This is a genomic window from Phenylobacterium sp. 58.2.17 (genome assembly GCF_026411515.1).
Classification (GTDB): Bacteria; Pseudomonadota; Alphaproteobacteria; order Caulobacterales; family Caulobacteraceae; genus Phenylobacterium.
The window spans coordinates 36,492-62,018 of the sequence record NZ_JAPMTQ010000008.1 but is presented as its reverse complement, the minus strand read 5'-3'; the positions used below and the strand labels follow the sequence as shown (position 1 = coordinate 62,018).

24 protein-coding genes and 1 pseudogene are annotated in these 25,527 nt (G+C 67.5%); 9 read left to right on the top strand and 16 right to left on the bottom strand.

Translation table 11 applies throughout. The annotated features are described in order from the left end of the window. Window positions 1-319 precede the first annotated feature (319 nt). From OUA97_RS08115 to OUA97_RS08105, 3 genes are all read right to left on the bottom strand, one after another. A complete protein-coding gene (locus OUA97_RS08115; RefSeq protein ID WP_267231341.1) occupies window positions 320-1,345 on the bottom strand; it encodes an IS110 family transposase in 1,026 nt (341 codons plus the stop codon). 143 nt (window positions 1,346-1,488) lie between these two features. Beyond that, window positions 1,489-3,003 carry a DUF1254 domain-containing protein gene (locus OUA97_RS08110; protein ID WP_267231340.1) on the bottom strand — a complete coding sequence of 505 codons (1,515 nt, stop codon included), beginning with the start codon at window positions 3,001-3,003 and terminating at the stop codon, window positions 1,489-1,491. Window positions 3,004-3,040: 37 nt separating this feature from the next. Next, window positions 3,041-4,309, bottom strand: coding sequence for a DUF1214 domain-containing protein (locus OUA97_RS08105; RefSeq protein ID WP_267231339.1), 1,269 nt, complete (start codon window positions 4,307-4,309; stop codon window positions 3,041-3,043). Between the two features lie 458 nt (window positions 4,310-4,767). On the opposite strand from OUA97_RS08105, the pseudogene OUA97_RS08100 reads away from it, so the two are divergent. Further along, window positions 4,768-4,884 (top strand): annotated as a pseudogene (locus OUA97_RS08100) (IS110 family transposase); the annotation flags it as partial. Window positions 4,885-4,895: 11 nt separating this feature from the next. On the opposite strand, the gene OUA97_RS08095 reads toward OUA97_RS08100, so the two are convergent. The 3 genes from OUA97_RS08095 to OUA97_RS08085 form a co-directional block, all read right to left on the bottom strand. Continuing rightward, a complete protein-coding gene (locus OUA97_RS08095; protein ID WP_267231337.1) occupies window positions 4,896-6,209 on the bottom strand; it encodes a DUF1254 domain-containing protein in 1,314 nt (437 codons plus the stop codon). Further along, a complete protein-coding gene (locus OUA97_RS08090; protein ID WP_267231336.1) occupies window positions 6,209-8,428 on the bottom strand; it encodes a TonB-dependent receptor in 2,220 nt (739 codons plus the stop codon). The genes OUA97_RS08095 and OUA97_RS08090 overlap by 1 nt, the downstream gene beginning before the upstream one ends. Window positions 8,429-8,513: 85 nt before the next feature. Beyond that, window positions 8,514-9,479, bottom strand: coding sequence for a serine hydrolase domain-containing protein (locus OUA97_RS08085; RefSeq protein ID WP_267231335.1), 966 nt, complete (start codon window positions 9,477-9,479; stop codon window positions 8,514-8,516). A 79-nt stretch (window positions 9,480-9,558) separates the two neighbouring features. Here OUA97_RS08085 and OUA97_RS08080 point away from each other — a divergent pair, with 79 nt between their 5' ends. The 3 genes from OUA97_RS08080 (at window position 9,559) to OUA97_RS08070 (ending at window position 12,090) form a co-directional block, all read left to right on the top strand. Then, window positions 9,559-10,848, top strand: coding sequence for a hypothetical protein (locus tag OUA97_RS08080; protein ID WP_267231334.1), 1,290 nt, complete (start codon window positions 9,559-9,561; stop codon window positions 10,846-10,848). A gap of 118 nt (window positions 10,849-10,966) precedes the next feature. Further along, window positions 10,967-11,380 (top strand): GntR family transcriptional regulator, encoded by a 414-nt coding sequence (locus OUA97_RS08075; RefSeq protein ID WP_267231333.1) that lies wholly within the window; start codon window positions 10,967-10,969, stop codon window positions 11,378-11,380. Further along, the gene (locus OUA97_RS08070; RefSeq protein WP_267231332.1) at window positions 11,377-12,090 is read left to right on the top strand and encodes a GntR family transcriptional regulator; all 714 of its coding nucleotides are present in this window, start codon (window positions 11,377-11,379) and stop codon (window positions 12,088-12,090) included. Before OUA97_RS08075 ends, OUA97_RS08070 begins: the two co-directional genes overlap by 4 nt. A gap of 439 nt (window positions 12,091-12,529) precedes the next feature. Here OUA97_RS08070 and OUA97_RS08065 read toward each other — a convergent pair whose 3' ends face one another. The 6 genes from OUA97_RS08065 to OUA97_RS08040 form a co-directional block, all read right to left on the bottom strand. Further along, entirely contained in the window at window positions 12,530-12,889 is a 360-nt protein-coding gene (locus OUA97_RS08065) for a hypothetical protein (protein ID WP_267231331.1), read from the bottom strand. A gap of 95 nt (window positions 12,890-12,984) precedes the next feature. Next, window positions 12,985-13,491 carry an arsinothricin resistance N-acetyltransferase ArsN1 family A gene (locus OUA97_RS08060; RefSeq protein ID WP_267231330.1) on the bottom strand — a complete coding sequence of 169 codons (507 nt, stop codon included), beginning with the start codon at window positions 13,489-13,491 and terminating at the stop codon, window positions 12,985-12,987. A gap of 96 nt (window positions 13,492-13,587) precedes the next feature. Next, on the bottom strand, window positions 13,588-14,010 hold the full coding sequence (gene arsC, locus OUA97_RS08055; protein WP_267231329.1) for an arsenate reductase (glutaredoxin): 423 nt from the start codon (window positions 14,008-14,010) through the stop codon (window positions 13,588-13,590). After that, window positions 14,007-15,092 (bottom strand): ACR3 family arsenite efflux transporter, encoded by a 1,086-nt coding sequence (gene arsB, locus OUA97_RS08050; protein WP_267231328.1) that lies wholly within the window; start codon window positions 15,090-15,092, stop codon window positions 14,007-14,009. Before arsB ends, arsC begins: the two co-directional genes overlap by 4 nt. 55 nt (window positions 15,093-15,147) lie before the next feature. Next, window positions 15,148-15,687 (bottom strand): arsenate reductase ArsC, encoded by a 540-nt coding sequence (locus tag OUA97_RS08045; RefSeq protein WP_267231327.1) that lies wholly within the window; start codon window positions 15,685-15,687, stop codon window positions 15,148-15,150. Between the two features lie 10 nt (window positions 15,688-15,697). Further along, window positions 15,698-16,057: an ArsR/SmtB family transcription factor gene (locus OUA97_RS08040; RefSeq protein ID WP_183776765.1), complete on the bottom strand. Its 360-nt coding sequence runs from the start codon at window positions 16,055-16,057 to the stop codon at window positions 15,698-15,700. A gap of 73 nt (window positions 16,058-16,130) precedes the next feature. Here OUA97_RS08040 and arsH point away from each other — a divergent pair, with 73 nt between their 5' ends. Both arsH and OUA97_RS08030 read left to right on the top strand, forming a co-directional pair. Beyond that, window positions 16,131-16,865: an arsenical resistance protein ArsH gene (gene arsH, locus OUA97_RS08035; protein ID WP_267231326.1), complete on the top strand. Its 735-nt coding sequence runs from the start codon at window positions 16,131-16,133 to the stop codon at window positions 16,863-16,865. Then, the gene (locus OUA97_RS08030; RefSeq protein ID WP_267231325.1) at window positions 16,865-18,130 is read left to right on the top strand and encodes a hypothetical protein; all 1,266 of its coding nucleotides are present in this window, start codon (window positions 16,865-16,867) and stop codon (window positions 18,128-18,130) included. The genes arsH and OUA97_RS08030 overlap by 1 nt, the downstream gene beginning before the upstream one ends. A gap of 1 nt (window position 18,131) precedes the next feature. On the opposite strand, the gene OUA97_RS08025 is transcribed toward OUA97_RS08030, so the two are convergent. The 3 genes from OUA97_RS08025 to OUA97_RS08015 form a co-directional block, all read right to left on the bottom strand. Continuing rightward, complete coding sequence (locus tag OUA97_RS08025) at window positions 18,132-18,545, bottom strand: secondary thiamine-phosphate synthase enzyme YjbQ (RefSeq protein ID WP_267231323.1); 414 nt, start codon at window positions 18,543-18,545, stop codon at window positions 18,132-18,134. A gap of 201 nt (window positions 18,546-18,746) precedes the next feature. Then, entirely contained in the window at window positions 18,747-19,160 is a 414-nt protein-coding gene (locus OUA97_RS08020) for a phosphoribosyl-AMP cyclohydrolase (protein ID WP_267231322.1), read from the bottom strand. 126 nt (window positions 19,161-19,286) lie between these two features. Then, window positions 19,287-19,709, bottom strand: a complete 423-nt coding sequence (locus OUA97_RS08015) for a helix-turn-helix domain-containing protein (RefSeq protein WP_267231321.1) — start codon at window positions 19,707-19,709, stop codon at window positions 19,287-19,289. Window positions 19,710-20,063: 354 nt separating this feature from the next. Between OUA97_RS08015 and OUA97_RS08010 the strand changes: the two genes are divergently transcribed. The 3 genes from OUA97_RS08010 (at window position 20,064) to OUA97_RS08000 (ending at window position 23,302) form a co-directional block, all read left to right on the top strand. Further along, window positions 20,064-20,672 (top strand): GntR family transcriptional regulator, encoded by a 609-nt coding sequence (locus OUA97_RS08010; protein ID WP_267231320.1) that lies wholly within the window; start codon window positions 20,064-20,066, stop codon window positions 20,670-20,672. A gap of 274 nt (window positions 20,673-20,946) precedes the next feature. Continuing rightward, window positions 20,947-21,603: a lasso peptide biosynthesis B2 protein gene (locus OUA97_RS08005; RefSeq protein ID WP_267231319.1), complete on the top strand. Its 657-nt coding sequence runs from the start codon at window positions 20,947-20,949 to the stop codon at window positions 21,601-21,603. Window position 21,604: 1 nt separating this feature from the next. Beyond that, window positions 21,605-23,302 (top strand): asparagine synthase-related protein, encoded by a 1,698-nt coding sequence (locus OUA97_RS08000; RefSeq protein WP_267231318.1) that lies wholly within the window; start codon window positions 21,605-21,607, stop codon window positions 23,300-23,302. On the opposite strand, the gene OUA97_RS07995 is transcribed toward OUA97_RS08000, so the two are convergent. Then, a complete protein-coding gene (locus OUA97_RS07995) occupies window positions 23,244-25,526 on the bottom strand; it encodes a prolyl oligopeptidase family serine peptidase (protein WP_267231317.1) in 2,283 nt (760 codons plus the stop codon). The two genes, OUA97_RS08000 and OUA97_RS07995, sit on opposite strands and share 59 nt — an antisense overlap. Between the last annotated feature and the right edge of the window lies 1 nt (window position 25,527).

Sequence of the window (25,527 nt, the reverse complement as noted above, 5' to 3'; positions counted from 1 at the left end):
CGGCCTTCGTCGCGGCCGCTGGCCTGTAGGGAGTTCGCGGACCGGGTCCATGCCGTGTGTGGACGCCCCTTTGGATGCAAGAGGTTTTCCGATGGTAGGGCACGCAGGTTCAGGTGCTTCCGTGTGTCCGGCCTGATTGATGCGGCCTTCGTCGCGGCCGCTGGCCTGTAGGGAGTTCGCGGACCGGGTCCATGCCGCAATTGCGCGCTCGAGGCGCTTCAGACATTTCTGGTTTTCCCGGCCCCGTCTCATAGACCGTTGCGCCATACGTCTCGTCTGACCTTCCTGCCTCCTCTGACGTCTCAGGCCATCACAGCGATCAGGCTGCCGCGGCCGGAGTTCTGTAGGATCCGCCGTGCGCCATTAGCGCCCAGACGATCCTCGCGATCTTGTTGGCGAGCGCCACCGTCACCAGCATGCGCGGCTTGCGCGACAGCATGCCGGCCAGCCAGGGGCTCGCCCGGGATGGATCTCGTGCCGCCACCTTGGCGGCGGAGCTGGCGCCGAGGATCAGCAGTCGGCGCAGATTGCGCTCACCCATCTTCGAGATGCGCCCGAGCCGCTCCTTGCCGCCGCTGGAGTTCTGCCGGGGCGTGAGCCCAAGCCAGGCGGCGAAGTCGCGACCTCGTCGGAACGTGGTCGCCGGCGGCGCCAAGGCCACCAGCGCCGTGGCGACCACCGGCCCCACGCCCGGAATTGTCATCAGCCGCTTGGCGATCGGGTCGGCCTTCGCACGTGCTCCGATTTCGCGGTCGAGCGTGGTGATCTTCGCCTGTATCGCCTGAATGCTGTCGGCGATGATCGCCAGGATCGGGCGGGCCTGGTCTGGCAGATCTGTCGCCGGATCCGCGGTCAGCTCGATGAGCCGACGGACGTGACCTGGCCCCTGGGGCACGACGTAGCCGAATTCCGCCAGGTGGCCTCGCAGGGCGTTACTCAGCTGGATGCGTTGACGCACCAGAAGGTCCCGAGTCCGGAAAACAACGGCTGCGCCCTGTGCCTCGGCCGTCTTGGGCGTGACGAAGCGCATCGTCGGACGCAGCGCCGCCTCGGAGATCGCCTCGGCGTCGGCCATGTCGTTCTTTTGCCGCTTCACGAACGGCTTCACATACGATGGGGGGATCAGCCGGACCTCGTGGCCAAGCGCGCTGAGCTCGCGCGCCCAATGATGCGCGCCGGAGCAGGCCTCCATCGCCACCAGGCAGCGTGGCTGACCCGCGAAGAACCCGAGCATCTGATCGCGTCTTAGCTTCTTGCGGAACACCACCCCGCCGGCCGCATCTGCGCCGTGCGCCTGGAAAATGCTCTTCGCCAGATCGAGCCCGATCGTCGTAACCTCGCCCATGGACGCCTCCTTCGAGTGGTGGTTCAACACCTCCACTCTGGCACTTCGATGCCGTCAGGGGGCGTCCACCCCATCGCTACTGGCGCAGACCGGCCATGCGTCAGGCGGGTTCAGTTCGTTCCGCGCTACCGTGTCCTCTGTGCTCAGCTTGCCCGCTCGACGTTCGGCAGTTTGTAGTCGCCCGCCAGCAGGGCCGGAGTCGGGACGTAGGTGCGCACCAGCAGCGCAAACTGGTCGTCGGGAGCCGGAAGCCAGTTGGCGCGGCCTGCCTCGTCTTGGGGTTCATCGTGCGACAGGATGAGCGTCAGCGAGCCGTCGTCGGCGAACCGGAGCTCATTCGCATCCAGATTGACCGTGCCGATGTTGTGCCGACCGTTGGGGCTTGTCGCGGTCATGAAGTAGTCGCGGTCGTACATCGTGAGAGACCAAAATCCCCCCCGCGCGCGGTCGACTGGCGGCAACTGATCTCTCGCGAATCGCATCTTGTAGCGGTATCGCCCCTGCAGCAGCGCCCCCTCTGCATCGGCGCCGCGGATGAAGTAGATCGCTTCGTGGTAGTCGTTGACGAAGATGTAGATCACCGCGGCCAGGGCCCTTCCGAACCAGTCGGCGCCCCACGCGCCGCCGTTTTCCTGGCGCTGCCAGCCGTTCCCGGCGTCGACGCCGACCTGGTCGTACCGCGCCCCGGCAAAGAGTTCTGCATCGGCGGTCAGCGCCGCGCGGTCCAGCAGGGCGCCCCAGCGCGGGTTGCTCTTGCGTAGTGCAATCAGCGTGCGCGCCTGCTGGGCCATGACGGCGTCATCGGGGCTCACCTTCGGGTTGGCTTCGAGCGCCTTCTCCAGGGCATCCCAGAACGTTTCGCCATGCACCGGCCGAGTGCGTAGGAGATCAGGGTCGGCCGCCAGCATTTCCGCATTCAGGTTGGGCGGGTAGACCTTGTTGCGCGCGCTGGACTCGCAATCGAACTGGTGACGGCCGGGCTTGTCGGCGCTGAGCGGGAAAGCGCCCATCTGGTTGAGCACGGCGCGGGCGCGGGCCTTGGCTTCCGGCGTCCGCGCCGCATAGCTCCGCGCCATCAGGACGGACAGGTTCGTGGGTGAGCGAAGCACGCCTGCAAAGCCAGCGGGCGTGTCGCCGCTCCAATCCGGGCCGACCAGCAGATACTTGCCGGCAGGGGTGTGGGAGGCCGAACCCAACTGGTGGATCACCTTAGTGAAGGCGTCGGTGATTTGGATGGTCCAGTAGTGGCCTTGAGGCACGTCGTCAGGGGTCTGGACGACGACGGGCTCCTCACGCAGATCGGCGAAGCAGGCGCCGTAGATCGTGTCGTTATTGGGGGTGACCACCTTGCGCTGAGCGGCAGGAAGGTAGTCGTCGACGAAACCCATCCAGTTTTTCGGCGACCCAGGGAACAGGCCCATCGCCATGCCAGGGCCCTTGCCCTTCATCAGGTCCCAGGTGCTGGTCCGGCCAAAAACGTTCACCAGCGGATGCCCCCAGACGTAGACCACGCGGGCCAGTGCCTCGACATAGTGCTCGCTGGCCAGGCTGGCCGGCACGCCAGCTCCGTTGGCGAGGTCGGGATGGGCGGGGGTGAACTGGCGGACGACGTAAGGAGTATCGTCCGTCGAAGCGGCGCGTTGCAGCGTTTCGGACAAGGTCGTCTCCTGGTTCGTGTTGACGGGCGAGCCGGCGTCACTGCCGTTCGAGCGGCGGCGGGAAGTAACTGCCGTCCGCCACGCCGCCGCGCGGACCATAGAAGCGGAAGGTGAGGCTCCAGGGCTTGCCGCCGGTCGGGAGCCAGTTGCCGTCGGGGGCGTCTGCAGGCTTTTCCGGCGAGAAGTAGAGCTTCAGCGAGCCGTCAGCGCCGTAGCTCAGCTTGGATTCCTTGTTGAGCAGGAAACGGTTGAGAGGGTTGGGGAGCACGCGCCGGTGCAGGCGATCGACGGCGATCACCGACCAGAAGTACTTCGCGTACTTCGAAGGCAGATCGTCCGCCGGGAAGGTCAGGGTGTAGCTGCCATCGGCCTCCAGGGCCGCGCCGGTGCTGTCGATGGCGCCGCGATAGTAGAGCACTTCCTCGAACACATTGGCCCAGATGCCGCCGTAGTTGACGGTCGTGCGGGTCATCCAGTCATCGCCCCAATGGCCGCAGCAGGCGGGGCGGGCCCAGCCGTTGCGGATCGTGCCGCGGCCGATACGCGGCGCGGCCGCGGCGAAGTCGGCCTGCGCCTTCTGCCGGACGACGGCGTCGATACGCGCCCTCTCGGCGGGGTCCTTGATCGCGTTGGCGATGGCGCGGACGTCGGCCTGGAGGTCTTCCATGCCGGTCCCCGAGTCCTTCTCGCCAAGCGCCGCCTCGGCGGAGTCGAAGGCCTCGACGCCGGGCAGCGCCGCAATATCGAACATCACCGTCCGGGGTATTTCCGGCGGCTGCGGATCGCCGTGGATCTCGAATTTGAATCCGTGCTGGAGAGCGATCGCTTCATCCCAATCGGCGCCCAATTCGACACGCAGCAGGACGCGCGTGGTCGCCCCCGGCACGTCGACCCGCTGAGCGCCGGTCGGTATCTCGACCTGACTGCCCGCCAAGCAAACGGCGAACAGTCCGTTTGGGTGGTCCGGGTAGACGCGCTCATTGATGTTGGCGACCGTTTCGCCCCAGCCGTCCAGGAACTCGACCACGTAGTAGCGGCCCGTGATCGCGGGCACGGTGACCAGCAGGAAGCTTTTCTGGTCGAGCGCCACCCAGGCTTCGGAATAGGCCACGTCCAGATTGGGGTTGGGCCAGTCCACCTGACCAGGCTTGCGGTGGACAAGCTGGTTCCAGACGAGTCCTTCGGTATCGAAGTCCACCTGCTGCTGGCGCGTGATCAGCAGCCGGCCCAGCAGGTAGATATAGGCGTCGCTGATCTGCTCGTCGCTGAGGCGCGACGTGGCGTTTGGCGCAACGGGCTCGGCCATGGGCCTCTCCACCTGGAAACAATTCCCCGATCTCCCAGCAAAGCGCCTACGGCCGCGAGGCGAGCGTCCCGGGAGAGGTCTAGAGTCTCGATGCTACCGGGGCCGGCTGCATTCGCTATGCGTAGGAACCCTCACATAAAAGCGAGGGAGGCCTGACGGTGCGACCGCCGGCGACGCCGCAACCATTAGTGCGCCGCGCTCGGACCTCGATCGCCCCTCTATCAGGCTGAAATCTGCCACGGTCGCCCGTGAGGTGAGGCCTGCCTCCATCAGGAGGGCTCCGTCGCGGCTACGTCCGCGCGAGGGGAAACCTCTACCGGCCTGCCAAGGCTTCAGGGCTGAGCAGGGCGCGCAATTGGCAGGCAGTTGGCGGATGCTCAGTATGGTCGGCTTTTGATGCCGTGGACGGCTCCCCACCCTGGCCGCAGCATTGCTGCGGCCCAAAATGGAGGAGCGCCATGGAAGAGGTGGCCACAGTGGGATTGGACATCGCCAAGTCGGTGTTTCAGGTCCACGGAGTCGATGCTGAGGGCCGGGTTGTCGTCCAGCGGAAGCTGACCCGCGCCAAGCTCATCCCTGTCGCCGGTCAGGCGGGCCTGAGGACGGGCATCCGATAGCGACCGTCGAGCATAGAGGCCGCAGGCCGGTAGGCGCGGAAACTCAGCAGGAACGGGCGGCCGGAGGTAGGCGCAGGCAACCAGAATCGCGAGGAGGTCGAGGGTGGTGCGCTGGCCGAGATCAGAATGTCGATGTCGCCGCCCGCGTCGGCCAGGCCCGGAGTGCGGTCGCCGATCGCGTAGCGTTGCAACGGGTTGTCGATCAGGAAGGCCTGGCCCGATGGAGCGATCTCGTAGATGGTCAACGACCAGAAGCCCTCGACGGGCGGCCGGGCGGCGAAGGGCAGCCTCAGCCTCCAAGGCCGACTGCTGTCGATTTCTGAGCCGCCGTCAGGCGAGAGAGCCCGCAGGTAGAGCGCTTCCTCCACCGGCAGGGCGGCCAGACCGCTGAGCGCAATCTGGGCGCGGTAGCGGAAGTCGGCGCCGAATCGGCCGAGGTTGGGTTTCGGGTAGAGCCAGCCCTCGCGGCGTTCGCCCGCCTCGTCGCCGCGGCGCGCGATCTCCAGCGCTTCAGCCAGCCCGGCGGCGATCTCATCGCCCTCCCGCGACCTGAAGCGAGCAGGGTCGAACCTGCCACCCTCGATGAGGCCGGCCGATGCCTGTGCGAGCCACCGTTGGTCCGCAGCCGACGGCGGGGTGTCAGCCAGGAGGCGCGCTGCGCCGGCGAAGAAAACCGGCCAGGGCGCGTCTCTCGGCGGCGCGCTCGCTGGGGACCTGTTCGAAGCGCCCTCAGCGATAAGGCTGTCCTGGATCGCGTGAGCTGCCGGGAGGTCGGCCGGATCGGCCACCAGGGTGCGGCCGAGCGCCCAGACCCAGTTGGTCGGCGCGCGGATCGCCCCTGGCGCATCTGGAGCCTGAGGGCCGACAATGAGAAGCTGGCGGGGCGCTCCGCCGTGCAGAACCGCAAAGTTGTTCGTGAACATGTCCATCAGGGCCAGCGACATGTAGCGCTCGCCGGCCTTTGGGAGGCTGATGCGAACCGGCCCTGCCGAGAGGTCGAGCCATGCGGTCGAGTAGAGCGTGTCGTTATTGGGCTGGGTGACCTTCTGCGTGCTGGCGGTCGTCAGATTGCGTACGTGTCGAAAGCGGTTCGCCGTCAGCCCCGCGCCGAATGCACGACCGCGCGTGCCCGCCATTTCGAGCATTGGCAGGGCGAAGAGCGCCAGGTCGCGCGCTGCCACGCGCAAAGTCGGACGCCCCACCCTGGCGGCGGCCGGGAAGGCGGCTAACGCCGCCGCCCCGCCCGCCAGCAACAGACGCCGATCGGCCGCCGCGGCCCCCATCACCAGCTGTAGCGCAGTTGCAGGCCGGTGACGCGCGGGCGGCTATAGCGCTTGATGGTCGGGTCCTGGGCGACGATGAAGACGGTGTCGAAGAGGTTATCGACGTAGGCCGCAAGCTGGACTTTGCCGAGATCGACGCCGAGGCGGGCGTTGACCACCTGGAAGTCCGACAGCTCGGGGCTCGTCGCGCTGAGTTCCTGAATCCCGCCCCACTGGGCGTTGTAGGCGATGTTGCCAAACGCTTCGACCTCGCCGATGGGGGCGCGATAGTTCGCTTCGGCCGAGGCCAGCCAGCCTGGGGTTTGCGGCAGGGAGAGCCCCGCATAGCGTCCAGACGTGACTTCGCCGCCCTGACGCGAGCCGTTCAGCGACAGGCGCAGCTGGCCGTCGCCGAGATCGCGGCGGGCGGTGAGTTCGCCCTCCAGGCCCCACGAGCGGGCGTCGCCGGCGTTGGTCAGGAAGGCGGTCGCCGCCACCGGGCAGACCGGATTGGTCACCCGGCATCCGTTGTCCAGCTGAGCGATCATGTCGGTCAGGTCCGTGCGATAGCCGGCGATCGCAAGGTAGAGCCCCGGTAGCGGCGCGCCTTTGAGGCCGAGTTCGTAGCTGCGCGAGGTCTCGTCGTCATAGGCGACAGGGATCGGAACCGGCTGGCGCAGGTCGCCGAGGTTGCGGTTGAAGCCGCCGGCCCGATAGCTGGTGCCGACCTTGCCGTAGATCAGCAGGTTCATCGGCAGCTGGTAGGAAGCGGTGGCGTTGTAGGAGAGGTTCTCTGGCGAACTGGTCCCGTCGATGATCCGCGCCGCGCCGCCGGTCAGCTGTCCCGTGACGCGGTCGCGCAGGCGCGAGGTCAAGCTCTTGTCGTCGGACGTGTAGCGCAGCTCCCCCGTCAGGCTGAGATCGTTCGTCACGTCGTAGGTGAGCGCCCCATAGGCGGCCCAAGAGTCGTAGTCCTGAACCGCGGACTCCACCGTTCCAGTCGAGGGAGCGGCCGGGGTCGGGGTGCGGGCCAGGGTGACCGAGTAGCGGCTCTCCTGGGTCATGGCCTCGACCCCCGCCAGCCAGTCGACCCGGCCGCCGAAGGTCTGGCCCGACAGGCGCAGGTCCTGGCTGAGGGTCTTGGTGCGGTCGGCGGTCACCGCCGCACCGTTGGGATCGATTGGCGTGGCCGCGCCTACCTGGCCGGCGGCGCGGGCGCGCGCCAGTTCCTGCGGGTTCACCCCGTCGCTATCAAGCGCGTACATCGACTCGCGGATTCGCAATTGACTGGTCGAGCTCAGCTGGGCCCAGCCGAGGTCGATCTCCGCCGACAGCAACGCCGCGCTGATGTTCTGTTTGGCGAGGGGCGCGGTGTTCCAGGGATAGCTAAACTGATCCTGGATATAGCCGCCAGGGAACCCGGCCGAGCCCGCCGGGATCGCGATCTGGTAGGTGATCGTCGGCGTGGTGAGCTGCTGGTTTTCGACCAGCAGCGTGATGTCCGCAGGCCCCTTGGCCACGCGCGCCTGGGCCCGCAGACCCAGGCCCTTCTCCTGGTCGAAGTGCACATCGTTGACGGGGTTGTAGAAGAAGCCGTCGTCCTGGTTCACGTAGTCGGCGCCGAAGCGGAACGCGAGTTCGTCGCTGACCGCCAGGTTCAAAGCGGCCTGCACCTGCGAGCGCTGGATCTCAAAACCGTACTTGGCGTCGACGAAGCCGCCGTCGCTGAACTCGGGCCGAGCCGACACGATGTTGACCGCGCCGCCGACGGCGTTGCGGCCGTAGAGCGCGCCTTGAGTGCCGCGCAGGACTTCCACTCGGCCGATGTCGAACATGTCCAGGCGTGCGAAGTTGCGTCCGCCGATGCCGCCTCCGCCGATATAGGCGCCGTTGCGATAGAGGCCGACGCTGGGATCGCCGTTGGTGGCTCGCGCGGTCGAGGACGCGCGCATGGAGACCTCGGAGGTGATCGACGAGGTCAGGTTGTTGAAGCGTACGCTCGGCTGCCCGGCCAGCAATTCGCCTGTCGAGATCGCACCGCCGCGATCCACGAGCACGGCGGCCGAAACCACAGAGGCGGCCACCGGCACGTCGATCAGGCGCTCTTCACGCCGGCGGGCGGTCACCACCACTTCGCCCAGCTCGGCGCTCTCCTGACGTTCTGCCTGCGCTGCTGCTTCTCCGGCGAGCAGTGAAATCGCGCTGACGCAGGCCAAGGCGGCCGCTTTGTGGCTGATCATCGATGTCGTCCCCCAATTGTTCTGGTTCGCTTGTGGCGATGGAGGACGTGTAGAGCGCTTCAAGATAAAGTGTCAATAATTGACACTATGGAGTGGCGGGATTGAGCGCGAGGCGCACAAACGCCGCATCGGACCAGGTGCTTCTGGAGCTTAGGTCGAGCCGGGCCTGACGGACGATCACGAGATGGCGTGAGGCGATGACATAGAGCCGCTGGTCGCCCGCGCCCGCGGCCATCACCAGGTCTCGTGGAATGGTCTCGCCGCCGTCGGCGAGATCGGTGGCCGCCGTCAGGGCGCCGAGGCCGCGGTGGGGCAGCCACCAGCCCAAGCCATAGCCGGGGTTGGCAGGGGAGGGGAGGAAGAGGTCGCGATAGGCAAGGCTGCCGATCCGGACCTGCTCGCCGATCTTGGCCCAGTCGCGAGCTGTCATCGCCGCGCCCTGCGGCATCATCGCCTGCCCGTCGTCGCCGCGCCGCCAGGCCGCGGCGACGGCGCCGGCTGGCTGCAGCACGCGGCGCTCCAGATAGGTCAGCGGATCGGCTTCCAGTCTTTTGGCTTCGAGCTTGCGGCGCATGATTTCTCCGAACGCCTGATATGGTGCGGGCCCGTACTGGAAGCGTTCGCCTGGCTCGGCGTTGAACGGCGCCTCGATTGCGGCGGCATAGGTCGGAACTTCCCCGATCTTGCTGGGCAGACCCGCCGACATCGCCAACAACTGGCGCAGGGTGACCCGCGACTTGAGCGGGTCTTCACGCCACTCCGGAAGGCTTTCGCCGGCCAGTTCGTCGAGCGTGAGAAGTCCGTCTTCAACGGCAGCCGCGGCCATCAGCGCGACCAGGCTCTTGGTCCCGGAATAAAGTGGCGACGGCGTGGTCGCCGCCGTCCCTTGCGCGTAGGCCTCGCAGACGACCTGGCCGTTGACCAGGACCAGGAGGCTCGCCCCTCCGCGGGCCTCCGAGTAGGCCTGCAGACCGGCGCAGTCGGGGCTGGCGGCCAGGGCTGGAACAGCTGCCGACAGAGCGGCGGCGATGGCGATCAGAGGGACGCGCATCAATCTCTCCTTAGACAATTGTCAATTATTGACATTATTAGTCGGCTACGCCTAGGTCGCCCCGAGCAAGGAGTTCGACATGGCCACGCGGCGCAGCGTCATCCTGGGCGCAGGGATCGGCGCCATGGGTTTGGAGGAGGCGATGGCCGCAGAACCAGCCGAGGTGTTTACCGCGGAGCGGGTCGAAGCCGACTTGGCGCGATACGATAGCTTTGGCCTAAAGACGTCGGGGGGACCGGGCGATGTGGCCTCGGGCGCCTGGCTCGCCGGGGAACTGCGCGCGCTCGGCTTTGCGACGCAGGCGCAGGCGATCGAGGTCCCATACTTCGAACCGCGCGAGGTCAGTCTGGCGTTCGGCGAGACCATGGTCGAAGGTCTCGCGCAGGCGCCGGTGACGCTGACCGGTCCTGGCGGCCTGTCGGGGCCGCTCGTGCGTCTCGAGGTCTGGGGAGCTGATGCGGCCGCGGAAGGATCGATCGCCGTGGCGCGACTCCCATTTGCTCGGTGGTCGACGCGCCAATCCGCGGCGATCCGGCGCCTCCTGATCGCCGCGGCCGAGCACAAAGTTGCTGCGCTGGTGTTGATCACCGATGGGCCGACTGGGGACGCCCTGGCGCTGAACGCCGCGCCAAGCGCTCAGGAGCGATTTCCGATCGTCACCGTCGGCGTAAGGGGAGGCGACCAGCTGCTGGCGGCCGCAGCGCGGCGTGAGAGCGCGCACGTGCACGTGGGAGGGCAGGGCGGTCTTCGGGCGGCCCACAACATCGTCGGCCGGCTCGAGCGCGGGGGCGGCCGGCGGCTCGTCGTCTCGACGCCGCGTTCGGGCTGGTTCGGCTGCATGGGCGAGCGCGGGGGGGGCGTGGCGGCGTGGCTCGGCCTGGCGCGATGGGCCAGCCGCGCCTGCGCGCTGGACCTGACCTTCGTGGCCACCTCCGGCCACGAGTACGAGAACCACGGCGGCCAAGCGTTCCTTCACAGCGCGCTCGCTCCGGCGCCGGACGCCACTGCGCTTTGGGTTCACCTGGGCGCGGCGCTGGCCGCCCGCGACTGGCACGAGGCCGAAGGGCGCCTTGCGCCGCTGCCGAGCGTCGATCCTCAGCGCTTCCTGGTGGCCAGGCCGGAGCTGGTCGCGCCGCTGCGGGCGGCATTCGCAGGCGAACCGGGATTGGAGGCGGTCTATGGCGACGAGGCCGGCGCGGGCGGTGAACTGGGAGAAATCCTGGCCGCCGGCTACCCGCGCGCCTTTGGGATCCTCGGCGCCCACCGCTTCCATCACTCGTCAAATGATGACATTCGGTGCATCGCGCCTGAGCACGTCGTCTCGACAGGCAAGGCGTTGCTTGCGGCCGTCAGCGCCTTGGCGACCTGAGGCGGCAGGCCGTGAAGAATCGGCGATGATCGGCGCTGGCCGCTCAGGGCCGCTCGAAGGAGACGCCTTGTCTGGCGGCCGACCCGACAGTCCCCCCAACAGTTCGGGGTTCGATCCAATGGTGGAGACCGTCCTGCGGGCGGTGCTCGCAGGCGACTTGCGTCCTGGAGAACGGCTTCCTGAGCGATGGATCGTCGAGGCCTGCGGCTGCACCCAGTCGGCGGCCCGCGAGGCGATCGGTCGATTGCAGACCCTGGGCGCCGTCGTCGTCCCCGAACGGCGGGGGGCAAGCGTGACGTCGCGGCGCGAGGCGCCGCCGGATGAGGTCGACCGGGTCTGGCGTCAGCTCCTGCCGCTGCTGGAGGCTTTGGCCGGTCCGCTCAAGGCGGAGAGAGCAGGTGAAGCCTGGAGCCGCCTGATCGCAGAACAGTCAGCGCTCGAGGCGGCGCGACGGGCGGCGGGCGACCGGCTGACCGACCTGCTCAAGCGCGTCTCGCTGCAACGTGCCATCGTCGGGCTGGCGTCAAGATGATCGCGCGACTTGATCAATTCCTCGCCGCGACGGCGCCGCTGGCGGCGCAGGCCGAGAGCGTGCCGGAAGGCCTGCCTGGCCAGATCGCGACCATGCTACGCGATCGGATTCAGGCCGGCGAGTTCAAGCCGGGCGATCCTTTGAAGGCAGCCCCGCTCGCGAGCGCCTTCGGCTGCAGTCGCGGTCCGGTGCGCGAGGCCCTGAGGCGGCTGGAGCGCGAGAAACTCGTCACCATCGCGCCGCGGATCGGAGCGGTGGTCGCGCAGATGGACGCGGAGGCGCTCGCCGCGCACTTCAGGCTCCGGGCCGAGGTCGGGGCGCTGTTTGTGCGCTTGGCCGCCGAGCGCATGCTGCGTCCGCCGGCGCTTGTGGCAGCAATCCAGGAAGGCGCTGATGTGCTGGCCGATGTCGCTGCCGACGAGACGGCCCATGTCGGGGACTACATCCGGGCGCGACGGCGTCTCACCGAACTGATCGCGACCCTGGCCGCAGCGCCCTACGTTTCGGAACTGTCCCAGGAGCTCGAGCGGGAAGTGGCGGTCCTGTGGGCGCCGATGAATTCCGTCGGGCGACGCCGGCGTTCTGCGTCCGGTTGGCGAAAAATCGCTCGAGCCATTGCGGCCGGCGATCCCGACGCGGCCGAGTCCGAAGGACGGCGTATGGTGTTGGAATCTCTTGATGAAGTGCGCCGCATGAAGGAAATGGTATAGCCATCTCGGTCTTTTGCCCTGGAGCCTTGGTCTCCTCCTGGCGCTGGGCGGCCCGTTGGAGCTTCTTCAATGCACGAGTGCGGACGGTCAGGGGGTCGCTGTAGGGCAGGACGTGAACATTGATCGCCAAAGCGGTTGCTGCCACCAAAGCTCCGTTGGCAATGCTCTATCGACACGCTCGAAATGCTGCGAAGCTTGGTGAAGCCGTTGCTGAAGGCACATGGCCATCAGCACGTGGATACGAGCGGTGACGCGGAGCAGGTAGTCATCTCGGCAGGCGAGTACCCGGCCGACCTTTGATAGCCCCAAGGTCCGCGATGGGTTTGAATCCCGTCGAGCGCGGCGCGCCCAGGAGCGGACATGGAGCTAGTCCGCCTTGCGGTCGGGAGCCAACTTCCGCAAGTGGCGCTGAGCGGCCCATGGCTGGTGCTTGAGCGGATCAAATCCAACAGTCTGTCACCCACATGAACGCCAGCAACATGCATGCGGTGGAGACTGCAAAGCCGACCACGCCAACCGCAACGGTGAAGGCCCGTGCGCCGCGCATTATCGGGAGTAGCACCAGTGGCAGGAGACCGCTCGCTGCCCAGGCGAGGCCAGGGACGGCCGTCAGCCACCAAGCCACTTGGCGACATCCGTCCCTTCCAGGGAACAGCAGCATCCAACTCAGTATGATGATGGGCGGAAAGACCATCAGCAGATGAAGGTCTGCGTTGGCTCGTCCTGCCGTGCCGCGGCGCGGCCAAAGGAATGGCGCGAGAAGTGCTGCAATCGCAGCGAAGAACAGCAAGATCGTCATGTGCGCCCCGCGCCCGTGGACAAGTCGGGAATGTCAGCTTCCCGGCGGGAAGACAACTTCCGCTGTTGGCGCCAAGCTGCCCCGTGCAGCGGTCCCTAGTCGACGTTCTCCGGGATCAGTCGCTCGACGATCACGGTGTCCTTCCAGACGCCTTCAAGCTTGCCGTGCTTCTCGTGCACGCCGACTTCGCGGTAGCCTGACCTAGCCATCAGCGCCAAGCTGGCCCGGTTCTCGGGAAACACGCGTGACAGCAACTTCCACAGGCCGGCGTCGCGAGCTGCGTCGTTGAGCGCCGCCATGGCGACGCTCCCTGCGCCGTGGCCGCGCCAGGCGCGCTCCACGTAGACTGAGAACTCGCCGATCCCTCGATAGCAGCAGCGATCGGCGTAGGGATGCGCCACCGCATAGGCGACGACCTCGCCGCTCGCCTCCACGCTCACGAAGGCCAGGGCGCTATCGAACCACGCCTCAATGTCGGCGACCGAGCGTGGCTCGGTCTCAAAGGTCGCGATGCGATCTTCGATGCCCTGATTGTAGATCGCCGCTACCGCGGCAGCGTCGCGAAGCGCTGCAGCGCGCGCCTTCAATTCTTTCTCGGCCACGGCATCCCCCAATCTTGTTCCATCATTCTTGGAACATCGACTGGCTAGACAATGAGCGCTTCAACACCCGATCCGCAAGCGGGGAGGGGGCCGGTCTCAGCCGCCAGCCGGGCGCACAACTTCCCCGTCTTCCTTCGTGAACGTCTCCGGCACGCGGTCAAGCAAATCGAGAACCACCTCTGACGGCCGGCACAGCTTGACGCCCTTCGGCGTCACGACGATCGGCCGGTTCACCAGGATTGGGTGTTCGACCATAGCTGCGAGCAGCGCATCGTCGCTGACGCCCGGATCGAGCAGGCCGAGTTCAGCCGCCGGCGTGCCCTTCTCGCGTAGGACGTCGCGCGGCGCGGCCTGCATCTCGCTCAGGAGATGGACCAGCTGTTCGCGAGTCCAACCAGCCTCAAGGTACTCGACGACAGCAGGCTCGTAGCCGGCCGCCTGGATCATCGCCAGGGCGTTTCGGGAGGTGCCGCAGGCCGGGTTGTGGAAGATAGCGATCGGAAATTCAGACGAGCTCATGGTTTCACCGGCGCGGCTTTCGGGGTTGGGGTCTGTTCGCGGGCGGCCACCCGGCACACGGCGGCGCCGCGCTCGTACCAACCCTTGCTGGCGTTCACGATCGCGACGACCGAGAGCATCACCGGCACTTCAATCAGAACGCCGACGACGGTCGCCAGCGCTGCGCCCGACGTGAAGCCGAACAGGCTGATGGCGGCCGCGACTGCCAGCTCGAAGAAGTTGCTGGCGCCGATCAGGGCGGAGGGGCCGGCGACGCAGTGGGCCTCGCCGCTGGCGCGATTCAGGAGGTAGGCCAGGCCTGAGTTGAAGTAGACCTGGATCAGGATCGGGACCGCCAGCATGGCGATGATCGCCGGCTGGGCGATGATCTGCTGGCCCTGGAAGCCGAACAGCAGGACCAGCGTCGCCAGGAGCGCGATAATTGAGACCGGGCCGAGCGTGGCGAGCGCGCCTTGCAGCGCAGCTTCGCCGCGGGACGTCAGGGCATTGCGGGCGACCTGGGCGATGATCACCGGAATGACGATGTAGAGCCCGACCGAGAGCATCAGCGTCTCCCAGGGCACGGTGATCGCGGAGATGCCGAGCAGCAGGCCGACGATCGGCGCGAACGCCACGATCATGATGGCGTCGTTCACCGCGACCTGGCTGAGGGTGAAGTTCGGCTCGCCGCGCGTCAGGTTGCTCCAGACGAACACCATGGCGGTGCAAGGCGCAGCGGCGAGCAGGATCAGCCCGGCGATGTAGCTGTTGATCTCGCCGGCCGGCAGGTAGGGGCGGAACAGATAGCCGATGAAGAAGGCGCCCAGGGCTGCCATCGAAAACGGCTTTACCGCCCAGTTGATGAACAGCGTCACCCCGATCCCGCGCCAATGACGGCCGACCTGGCGCATCGCGCCGAAGTCCACCTTCATCAGCATCGGAATGATCATCAACCAGATTAGAATGGCGACCGGCAGATTGACCTTGGCGACCTCGGCCGAGCCGATCAGCTGGAAGGCAGGCTGAAAGAAGTGGCCTAGGGCAATGCCGAGCACGATGCAGAGCGCCACCCAGAGGGTCAGGTAGCGCTCAAAAAGCGACATGGCTTTCGGCGCTTCGGGCGCCTTCTGTTCACGCGACACTTTCATCCTCTCAAACTCATTCGGTCCCGGCGGGCTCGCCCTGGGTCTTGCCGATGTCGTCGAGGCGCTTCTGCAGCGAGAGGGTGTCGAGCGAGGTGATCGGCAGGTTCACGAAGATGCTGATGCGGTTGTTCAGCATCCGGTAGGCGTCGGCGAAGGCGAGGGTCTTCTCGGCCTCGCTGCCCAGGGCCGCTGCGGGGTCAGGCAGACCCCAATGGGCGCTCATCGGCTGGCCCGGCCAGATCGGGCAGACCTCGCCGGCGGCGTTGTCGCAGACGGTGAATACGAAATCGAGTTCGGGGGCCTCCGGGTTGTTGGGCGCGGCGAACTCGTCCCAGGGCTTCGAGCGCAACTGGTCGGTCGGGTAGTTGAGCTTCTGCAGCAGCGTGATGGCGTAGGGATTGACCTTGCCGGCCGGCATCGAGCCGGCGGAATAGGCTTTGAACTTGCCCGCCCCGACCCGGTTCATGATCGATTCCGCGAGGATCGATCGCGCCGAATTGCCGGTGCAGAGGAAGAGGACGTTGAAGGGCTTCTTCTTCTCGGGGTGGAGCATGGCGCGTTCCCTAGGCTTTGACGAGGTCGTCCGCGCAGCAGGCGCTGCGGCTGAGCATGTCGGCCAAGGGCGCGCAGATCTCCGGCGATCCGGCGCAGCAGTCTTCCATCAGGAAGGCCAGCAGCGCGCTCATGGCGTCGTAGTGGGCGGTGTAGATGATCGAGCGGCCTTCGCGGCGCGAGCCGACCAAGCCGGCATGGCTCAGGACGGTGAGGCTCGCCGAAAGCGTGTTCGGCAAGATTTCAAGCCTGCGGGCCAACTCTCCGGCCGCCAAACCAGACGGGCCAGCTTGAACCAGCAGTCGAAAGGCCGCGAGGCGGTTTTCATGGGCCAGCGCAGCGAGGCTGGTGACGGCGGCTTTCATTTCCATATTTCCAACATACATGAAATATGCGACCGTTCAATGACGCTCGCGCTAGCCGCTCCGCAAAATTGAGTACCCGATGACCAACTTTCCGGCCCTTGAGCCGCAGTTCCTCGAAACCCCGACGCTCGCCAAGCTGGAGCCGCCGAAAGTCTCCTCGCACCCGCCGCGGATCCTGCTGCTCTATGGCTCGCTGCGCGAACGGTCCTACAGCCGCTTCCTGACGGAGGAGGCGGCCCGGATCCTTCAGCGCTTTGGCGCGGAGACGAAGATCTTCGATCCCACCGGCTTGCCGCTGCCGGATGCGGAGTCGCCCGATCACCCCAAGGTGCAGGAACTGCGCGCGCTGTCCCTCTGGTCGGAAGGCCAGGTGTGGTGCAGTCCCGAACGCCACGGCGCGGTGACCGGCATCATGAAGGCCCAGATCGACTGGATTCCTCTGGAGGTCGGCAGCGTTCGCCCGACGCAGGGACGCACGCTGGCGGTCATGCAAGTCAGCGGCGGCTCACAGTCGTTCAACGCCGTGAACACACTGCGCCTGCTGGGACGCTGGATGCGAATGATCACCATCCCGAACCAGTCCTCGGTGGCCAAGGCCTTTCAGGAGTTCGACGAGGCCGGCCGCATGAAGCCATCGGCCTACTATGATCGGGTGGTCGACGTGATGGAGGAGTTGGTGAAGTTCACTCTGCTGACCCGAGACCGCTCCGACTATCTCGTTGATCGCTACAGCGAGCGGAAGGCCGAGGGGCGGGTGACGGTTGGTGATGAACTGGGCGCCGTCGCCATGGCTCACGAGCGCAAGGCCAGCTAGTGCGGCCGCTCACTCAGGAAGAGCAGCTCAACCGAGATTGCTTCTGTATCGACGTGAATCCAGAGCAGGTCTGGTCCATCGTCGAACGGGCAGGGGGCGGCGTCGTCCCGCTCGACGTGCTGAAGGCCGCGCGTCCGCACCTCTTCTCCGAGGCCCCGGTGTTCCTGTCGGCCGCGGACCTGGCGGCGATGCAAGCCGTCGTGGCGGCCATCGAGGCGATCGGGGAGCTGCCTGCCTTCCAGAACGTCGTGCTGGGCTGGGCGCCAGAGATCGCGAAGGTCGACCCGGGACCGCGCGGCGCCTTCATGGGCTACGACTTCCACCTGACCCCTGAGGGTCCCAAGCTCATCGAAGTCAACACAAACGCCGGAGGCGCCTTCCTGAACGCCTTGCTGGCGCAGGCCCAGGTCGCCAGTTGCCCTGAGGTGCAGGCGCTCATACCGACGGCGACGCCGTTGGAGGATTTCGAGGCCGCCGCCTGCCAAATGTTCGAGGCGGAGTGGCGACTGCAGGGAAGGGTGGGACATCCGCGCGTTGTCGCCATCATCGATGAGCGGCCGGAAGAGCAGTATCTCTATCCGGAGTTCCTGCTGGCCCAGGCCTTCTTCGAACGCCATGGCGTCGAGGCGCTGATCGCCGATCCCAGCGACCTGCGCCTAGAAGGCGGACGCCTGCGCCTGGGCGGCGTGGCCATCGAATTGGTCTACAACCGCCTGGTCGATTTCTCATTCTGTCAGCCCGAGCACGCGGTCATTCGGCAGGCCTATTCGAGCGGCGCCGTCGTCGTCACTCCCAACCCGCGCAATCACGCCCTGCTGGCCGACAAGCGCAACTTGACGGTCCTGTCGGACCCGCGCCGGCTGGAAGAGCTTAGTGTGCCAACCGACCTCCGCCGCGCGCTGGCGGGCCTACCTGATGCGCGCCTGGTGACGCCCGAGAACGCCGACGAACTTTGGCGGCAGCGAAAGGCGCTGTTCTTCAAGCCGGCGAACGGCCACGCGGGGAAGGCGGTCTATCGCGGCGACAAGCTGACACGCGGCGTCTGGGAGACGATCGTCCGGGGCGGCTACATCGCCCAGGACTTTGCGCCGCCCAGCGAGCGCCACGTGCAGGTCGACGGCGATCCGCAGCCCCGAAAGATGGACGTCCGCCTCTACACCTATGCCGGCGAGACGATGCTCGCCGCTGCGCGCCTCTATCAGGGCCAGACGACCAACTTCCGAACGCCAGGCGGAGGGTTTGCTCCCGTGATCACGCTAGCCTGAGCTACCAGGCAAGGTGCAGGAGCGCCTGACGCGCGTGGGGGGCTTGGCGGTGTTCGAAAAGGTAGATCGCCTGACTGCGCCCGATGGCCAGAGAACCGTCGATGACGGGCAGCGTCAGCTGAGCTTGGGTTAGTGCGGCGCGGATGTGCGCCGGCATGTCGTCGGGGCCATCCTGCGTATGGGAGTAGAGACTTGCCACCTGTGGCGCGATGCGATCGAAGAAGGCCTCCAGATCGACCTTCATATCGGCCTCGCCGCCCTGGATCATCAGCGATGCTCCCGTATGGCGACAGACGATCGTGAGCAGACCCTGGGTGACGCTCTGGCGGCCTAGCCAGTCGCGCACCTCCGCGGTGACATCGTGCAAGCCGGCGCCACGGGTTTGAACTTCGATCACATGGTTCGTCGTGTTCATAGAGCGAGCCTGCCCGAGTCCGGCGCGGCAGGGGAGGGCTTGAAGGTCTTTGGCTCGCCTTCCGCGATGTCCGCTTCTGGGAAGGAAGGCAATTTCCTGTGCGGGCGGTCTTCGGGGCGGGCGTCAGGAACGTCCGGACAGGGGGCGGGGAAGGATGCCGTGGGCGCCCCCCCCTCTGAGGTGACCCATCGAAGTGAGCGCCTACTGCGTTGGCGCCAATTTGCCGTCGGCTGTCAGCCGACGATAGTAGCAGGTCGGCCGCGTTTGGCCGTCTGCGCCTCGAGTATGGCAGACACCGGCGCCTTCCTTGCGAACCAGGATCAGCAGCGAGTTCTGTTCGCAGTTGGTTCGCACATCAACGACGATCAATGAATCGCCAGACGTTGCGCCTTTGCGCCAGATTTCGTTGCGGCTGGTGGACCAGAGAACGACCCGGCCTTCGCTGAGCGAGAGGCGCAGCGCTTCGGCGTTCATGTAGCCGACCATCAGCACCTCCTGGGTCGCGGCGTCCTGCAGCACGGCGGGCAGGACGCCCATTCCCGCAAGCTGATCGCACTTGCCGAAGTCGAGCAGGAGGAGGTCGCCTTCTTCGATCGCGTGATGATCTGCGGACATCCTTCGCTCCTCCAACGGCCAGGCTAGGTGCTGGCGCTGACCGGATCCCAAAGCAGACTTTGCTGGTGTCGGGAATGGGCGAGTTGCGCCGAGCGCGAGGTGGATCGCGCCGCGGGGAGGCGGGGCTTACTCGCGGGGCGCGTCGCGGTTGATCAGCCAGCGTCTGGCCTCCTCGTCGCGCTCGGCGAGGTCGGCCTCCAGGTCGTCGAACATTCGCCGCGTGGCGGCGATGAAACGGGCGACTTCGATCCGGCTCAGGCGATCGCCCAGGCGCTCATCGAACCGCTGGGCGCCGCTGATGAGGACGCTCACCATCTTGTTGTCCATCGTGCGGGCGGCGAAGGCGGGCGAGCCGATCAGGACCGCGGTCAGGATCGCGTGCGGATCGCTGTCGGTGGCTTCAGCGAAGGATCGGATGCGCTCTATGTCGATGTGGGCCCGGCCGCCTTCGAAGTGATGATAGGTCCGTAGCGGCAGGCCCATGCGCAGGGCGACTTCGCTCGCCTTCAGGCCACGACGATGTCTGACCAGCTTTAGGGTCTCCGACAAGGCGGCATTCTTGGACCTTGGCGCGGGCATGCGGGATGGGTTCGGAGCGGGCGGATGCATCGGTCGGAACGCGGCGCAGACCGGGGCGCCGAGAAAGCTTTTCCAGTGCGGCAAGTCTGTATCTTCGGTCGTTCGCTGCGAACACTGAAAAAACGCCTGCCAATTCGCCATGCTGATGAATTCGCAAATGTATTGCGCCTCCTGGCAACAAAGTTGCGTGGCATAGCGCAGATAATCGCATTCCATCGTTATTCTTCGGCGTGCCGTACGTTTTTACGCGCTGGCCGCGAGTGCGTGCGGTAATCATCAGGCATCACACCTCTGCATGTTGGGCCGGCGCCTGGAGATCGAGCTGTGCGTGATCGCGAACCCTTTGCCTCCGCGCTCGCGGAGATCCGCGCCAAAATCCGCGGCGGCGCGATACTGCCTGGGCAGGCGCTCGTCGTTGACGATCTGGCGCGTGATCTTCAGCTCAGCCCGACCCCGGTGCGAGAAGCCCTGGCCTACATGACCGGCGAAGGGTTGGTCGTCGGCCGGGAGGGGCGGGGGCGGGGCTATGCGGTTTCAACCCTCAGCGCCGGTGATCTGGCCGACCTCTACCGGCTTCACGCCCATCAGGTGGTCTTCGCATTGACCGAGGCCGCGCGACGGCGACTATCGCCGGCCGCAGCCGAGGCGTCCGACCCGAATGCGGACCTGGCCGAGCGCGCCGGACGCTATTTTCAGCGGTTGGTGGAAGCCAGCGGCAACCGAACCCTGCTCCGAGCCCATCAAGCGCTGGCGCACCGGCTGCACCTCCCGCGCTCGTTCGAGCTCAGGGTGTTTCCAGAGGCCGAGGCTGAGCTCGCCGGTCTGACCTCGGCCTCGCCCGGACCTGCGCTCGCACAGATGTTGCGGCTCTACCACCGGCGACGGGTCGCCAGGTCCGAGCAGATCGTCGCGTTGATCGTGACCTCTGCCTGAACGGGCGAAATATAGTCCAGATATAGTTTGAATAGAGGATGGCCGGAGCGCCTGCTTGAGGGGCCGTGATGCACGGTTCAACGCCTTAAGGAGGCAAACATGTTCAAGCTGTCGAACCTGATCGCCCTGGGCCAAGCCAAGCGCCTGACCCTCGGCGGCGAAGTCGGTCCGCCGATCGAAGAACACGCCTTCCCCTACGAATAAGGGGCAGGGGCCGCTGGCGCCGCCAGGCGCCGGCGGCCTTCGTCTTTCTCCTACATCTTGAGGTTTCCCGATGGCTGTGCGGGGCGCGGCGGCGAGCGTGTGGCTCGCTCCGCACATTCATGTGGCGCGCGATGGCGACGACCTCGTCGTGCTCGATGTCGACGCCGACGCCTACTTCTGCTTGCCGCAGGCGGCCGCGAGCCTCGTTGTCGAGGCGCAGGGCGCCCAGCTGTCGGGGCTTGAGCCTGACGTCGTCCTGGCCCTTCGCGAGGTGGGGGCGTTGGTGGAGGAGGGTACGGCCCGATCGGGCGCCGCTCGCCTCGTCCCGTCGCGCGATCTGGCCGGGAGCCTGGCGGCGTCGGTTCGGCTCTCAGAACTGTCGGACCTTGCCCTGTCGATCCTCGAAGCGCTGATCCGCTTCCGGTGTCAGGCCCTGAAGGAGGTGATCGCGGTCGGAGGCGCCCCCGAGGCCGCAGATCTGGAGGTGATGGAGCGCCGGGCCCTGGTGTTCCGAACCCTCTGGCCCTGGTCTCCGGTTCAGGGAGCGTGTCTCTTTCAGGCCCTGGTGCTGCGGATCTTCCTGCGCCGCGGCGGCGTGACCTGCGATTGGGTATTCGGTGTCCGCACCTGGCCGTTCTCGGCCCATTGCTGGCTGCAGTCTGGAGACCTGGTCCTCAACGACCTGGCCGAGCGCGTAGCCGCCTACCGTCCGATCATGGTGACCTGACGTGGTCGCCTTTCTCGCCGCGGTGGATGTGGGGCAGGGCCCCGAACGACTGGCCTTGCTGCGCGAGGCCGGCAGGAACGCCGAGGGCTGGCGGCTCGCGGTCGACCAACCCGGGGTTCTGATCATGGTCCGAGGCGAGGCGCCCGTGCGCACGCTGCAGGCCGCTCGTGGGTGGGTGATCGGCGACCTTTACCGAGCGGGGCGGCCGGTCGGCGCCGAGCCGCCGAGCGTGCGGATCTCCCAGGCGCTCCCCGGCGTCGAGGTCGCCCGTGATCTCTGCGGGCACTTCTGGGGACGCTATGTCGGACTGATCCGCGAGGCTGGCGGCGGCGTTCTGGTCTTTCGCGACCCGTCCGGCGCGCTCGAGGCCATGCGCTGGCAGGTCGGTCCGGTGGTGATGGTGGGGTCCGAACTCCCGGACTGGCTGCCGGCGGTCTATGCGCCAGATCTCTCGATCGACTGGAGCGCTGTGGCCAGGTGGCTGGCCAGCTCCAGCGCCGCGGCGGTCCAGTCGGGGCTGGCGGGCCTCACCTCAGTGACGCCGGGCGCGCTGCAGGGCATGGGCGGCGATGAGCTTCAGCTCTGGCGCCCGGACCAGTTCGCGCGCCAGGGCGTCCCAGACTTGGGCGCCTTGCCTGACCTGCTCGACCAATGCGTCGGCGCGCTGGCGAGCGGCAGCGCCGCCATCCAGGCCGAAATCTCCGGCGGTCTCGATAGCGCCATCCTCACCGCCAGCCTGGCCAAGGTCGCTGGCGGCAAGGTGCGCGAGTGGATCAACTATCACGCCGCCGACGGCCAGGGGGACGAGCGCCTCTACGCCCGGCAGGTGGCCGCCCTCTGGGAGCTGCCGCTTGTCGAGGCGGTGAAGCCGCCCTTCGCCGTGACGCCGGAGGCGCTCGAAGCCGGCGCGGCGGGTCTTCGTCCGGGTTTCACCGCGCTGGATGCACAGCGGGATATGGACGGCGCAGCACGGGCCCTGGCGCTCGGGGCCGACCGGGTCTTCACCGGCCAGGGCGGCGACATGGTCTTCTTCCAGACCCCGACGCCGGTGCTGGCCGCAGATCACCTCCGCGCCCGCGGCCTGGGTGGAATGGCTTGGCCCTACCTGCTCGAGGTCGGCCGCTGGACCCGCCGTTCGGTCTGGTCGCTGACCTCGTGCGCCTTCGATGCTCGCGCGGCCTGGCCTGGCGAGGCCAGCGTCGCCGGCCATCCCTGGATGGAGGGGGCGGGGGACCTCCCGCCGGCCAAGCGCGCGCATCTCGCCCATCTGGCTCAGAAGCTCGCCATCCACATCGACAACCAAAGATCCCGCGTCGCCGAGGTGGTTCATCCGCTGATCTGCCAGCCGATGATGGAGCGGTGGCTCGCCATCCCGGCCGACCAGCTGACCCTGGGCGGTCGCGACAGGGGCCTGGCGCGCGCGGTCTTCGGCGAGCGGCTACCGCCCGCCATCCGCGAGCGGCGCGGCAAGGGCGAGCTCACCGGCTATTACGGCCGCGGCGTCGCCGCGAGCCTCTCCTGGGCTCGGCCCTACCTGCTGGACGGCCGGCTCGCCGCCGAGGGCCTGATCGATCGCGCGCGCTTCGAACAGGTGCTCACGCCCGAGCACCAGATCTGGCGGGGCGAGGCCTATCTCGTGCTCACGGCCCTGACGGTGGAGGCCTGGGTTCGGCGCTGGGAGCGGGCGGGTCGAGCGTGAGGTCGAGCCAGTCGAGGATCGAAGCATAGAGGTCGCGGATGTTGGCCGGACTGGCGAAGGTGTGGCCTTCCCCCCAATAGGTGAGCAGGGCGGCGTCCTTCCGCTGCCGATAGAGGGCCGTGAACAGCGCCTGGGACTGGGTGGCGCGGATGTCGTCGAGATCGCCATGGATGAGGAGCACCGGCGCGGTGACCTTGTCGGCGGCGAAGATGTTGCTGGCGTCTCGATAGCGCTCGGGCGCAGCCCAAGGCGGGACCCCGAGCCCGGCCTGGCCGGTCTCGACCTTGCCGGCGCTGAGCGGTGAGGACGGGCCGTCCTCCGGCGACACCCAATTGTGGAGGACGAATTCTCCCCAGCTGGCGACCTCATCCTGCACGCCGGCCGCCGCGATCACCGAGGCGAAGCGGTTGCTCTGGCTGGCGGCGGCCACGGCGGAGAGGGCGCCGAAGCTATGGCCGTAGAGCGCCACCTTGGCGGGATCGAGGCCCGCCTGGACGTCGGCCGCGTCCACCGCCCGCAGGATATCGTCGGCGACGCCTCGGGCGGGGCCGGTCGCTGGCGCGTCGTAGGGCAGGCTCGGCGCCAGCACCGCATAGCCCGCGCCGACCAGGATCTGGGCGTTGCGGTAGGTGTTGATCGCCTCCGGGGCGTAAAGCGCTGGCGGCGCGGCGTAGAGCGACCCGCGATAGGGAATGACCACCAGGCCGCGCGGGGCTCTCGTCTGCGGAAGGTAGAGCCAGCTGGTGAGCGGCTCGCCGTGGGCGCCCCGATGGCGCACCGGCTCGATATGCGCTGGATCGACCTCTTCCAGGCGCGCGTTGAGCGTGGCGAGGACAGCCTCACCTTGCGGGGAGATCCGCATCAGCGTCGTGACCCCCTTCGAAGAGGTGACCTTCGCGAGCAGCTGATCGCCGCCGCCGGCCAACACCTCGCCGCCAGGCGGGGGACGCCACCGAACAAGGATGAGCCCATCTGCGCCGATCGAGGCGACCTCGTCGCCGATGCGAACGATGGAGGACCGCCGCGGCGGGTTCATATGCAGACGGGTCCCCGGCTCGGCAGGGGCTCCAGGCTCAGGAACGGCGGCGCCGCTCCAAGCGGCCCCGCCGACGGCGGCTCGCCATTGGCCCGCGGGGCCGGCTGACAAGACGAACGGCGCCGCGCCGCGCCACTCAGCGCGCAGATAGACCGAGCCCTCGAGGTTGCGCGTGAGGGCTGGGGCGACCGCCGCCAGCGTGCGGACCTGCCCGCGCGCTGGCGACACCACCGCCAGTCGGCGGCTCGCCGGGTCCGGGGTGAGCGCGATCAGCAGGCGCTCATTGTCCGACCAGGAGAGCAGCCCGGTGGCGAGCGGAAGCGGCAAGGCCGGACGAGACACCCGGCCGCTGTGAAGATCGACCAGCGCCAGTCTCAGCTTGCGCGTCGCCGAAGCGACCCGCGCCGGCTGGTCCGCCGGCGGCTGGATGTCATCGCCGCGCTCGATCAAAGCCGCCCAGCGGCCTGACGGCGAAATCTCCAGGTCGATGAACTCTCCCTCCGCCAGGACTTCGGGAGCGCCGGATCGGGCGTCGATGGCGACCAGCGCCCCCGCCGCCTTCTGCGGACGCCACGCCAGGAACCGGCCGCTGCCGATCGCCGTGCGGGTCGCCGCCTCGCCGCGCGCGGCCGCTCGCCAGCGGCCCGGCAGCTGGTCCTGAACGGTCCGGCGTGAGGCCAGATGGTAGGGCAGACGGTTGTCTGCAGTCGCGAGCGCCAGGAGACGGCCATCCGGGGTCCATTGGGCAGCCCGGCCAAACACAGGCAGTTCGGGCGTGCGTCCGCTCCAGACGATTGTGCGGTCGGCAAGGGCGGCGACGCCGGCTTCCAGCGACGCTCCCTTGAGCCGGTAGACCATCAGGCGCGAGCCGTCCGGTGACAGGGGGCCGGCGAAATAGCCAGCGTCGGGCTGTGTGGGGGCGAGCCGCTCCAGGCGACCGCCGGCCTTGAGGTCGGCGATCCACAGTTCCGAGAGCAGCATCGGCGTCAGCCCGCCATAGCTGTAGTCGGAGATCTCCCGCCAGGGACGTTGGCGCTCCACCACCGCCCAGCGCCCCGCGGCATCGATCTGGGCGCGGCCCAGGGCTTCCGTGGCCAGCAGATCCTCGACCGTATAGCTCCGCGCCGCGCTCACCTGCGGACAGGCGAGCGCCAGCGCCAGGGCGCACAGCCCCGTCAGAACGCGCATG

Excerpts from the sequence above, each read along its gene's own strand:
- OUA97_RS08115 (WP_267231341.1), bottom strand. The coding sequence starts at position 1,345 with ATGGGCGAGGTTACGACGATCGGGCTCGATCTGGCGAAGAGCATTTTC.
- OUA97_RS08105 (WP_267231339.1), bottom strand. The coding sequence starts at position 4,309 with ATGGCCGAGCCCGTTGCGCCAAACGCCACGTCGCGCCTCAGCGACGAG.
- OUA97_RS08095 (WP_267231337.1), bottom strand. The coding sequence starts at position 6,209 with ATGGGGGCCGCGGCGGCCGATCGGCGTCTGTTGCTGGCGGGCGGGGCG.
- OUA97_RS08090 (WP_267231336.1), bottom strand. The coding sequence starts at position 8,428 with ATGATCAGCCACAAAGCGGCCGCCTTGGCCTGCGTCAGCGCGATTTCA.
- OUA97_RS08085 (WP_267231335.1), bottom strand. The coding sequence starts at position 9,479 with ATGCGCGTCCCTCTGATCGCCATCGCCGCCGCTCTGTCGGCAGCTGTT.
- OUA97_RS08080 (WP_267231334.1), top strand. The coding sequence starts at position 9,559 with ATGGCCACGCGGCGCAGCGTCATCCTGGGCGCAGGGATCGGCGCCATG.
- OUA97_RS08075 (WP_267231333.1), top strand. The coding sequence starts at position 10,967 with ATGGTGGAGACCGTCCTGCGGGCGGTGCTCGCAGGCGACTTGCGTCCT.
- OUA97_RS08070 (WP_267231332.1), top strand. The coding sequence starts at position 11,377 with ATGATCGCGCGACTTGATCAATTCCTCGCCGCGACGGCGCCGCTGGCG.
- OUA97_RS08065 (WP_267231331.1), bottom strand. The coding sequence starts at position 12,889 with ATGACGATCTTGCTGTTCTTCGCTGCGATTGCAGCACTTCTCGCGCCA.
- arsC (WP_267231329.1), bottom strand. The coding sequence starts at position 14,010 with ATGAGCTCGTCTGAATTTCCGATCGCTATCTTCCACAACCCGGCCTGC.
- arsB (WP_267231328.1), bottom strand. The coding sequence starts at position 15,092 with ATGTCGCTTTTTGAGCGCTACCTGACCCTCTGGGTGGCGCTCTGCATC.
- OUA97_RS08045 (WP_267231327.1), bottom strand. The coding sequence starts at position 15,687 with ATGCTCCACCCCGAGAAGAAGAAGCCCTTCAACGTCCTCTTCCTCTGC.
- OUA97_RS08040 (WP_183776765.1), bottom strand. The coding sequence starts at position 16,057 with ATGGAAATGAAAGCCGCCGTCACCAGCCTCGCTGCGCTGGCCCATGAA.
- arsH (WP_267231326.1), top strand. The coding sequence starts at position 16,131 with ATGACCAACTTTCCGGCCCTTGAGCCGCAGTTCCTCGAAACCCCGACG.
- OUA97_RS08025 (WP_267231323.1), bottom strand. The coding sequence starts at position 18,545 with ATGAACACGACGAACCATGTGATCGAAGTTCAAACCCGTGGCGCCGGC.
- OUA97_RS08020 (WP_267231322.1), bottom strand. The coding sequence starts at position 19,160 with ATGTCCGCAGATCATCACGCGATCGAAGAAGGCGACCTCCTCCTGCTC.
- OUA97_RS08005 (WP_267231319.1), top strand. The coding sequence starts at position 20,947 with ATGGCTGTGCGGGGCGCGGCGGCGAGCGTGTGGCTCGCTCCGCACATT.
- OUA97_RS07995 (WP_267231317.1), bottom strand. The coding sequence starts at position 25,526 with ATGCGCGTTCTGACGGGGCTGTGCGCCCTGGCGCTGGCGCTCGCCTGT.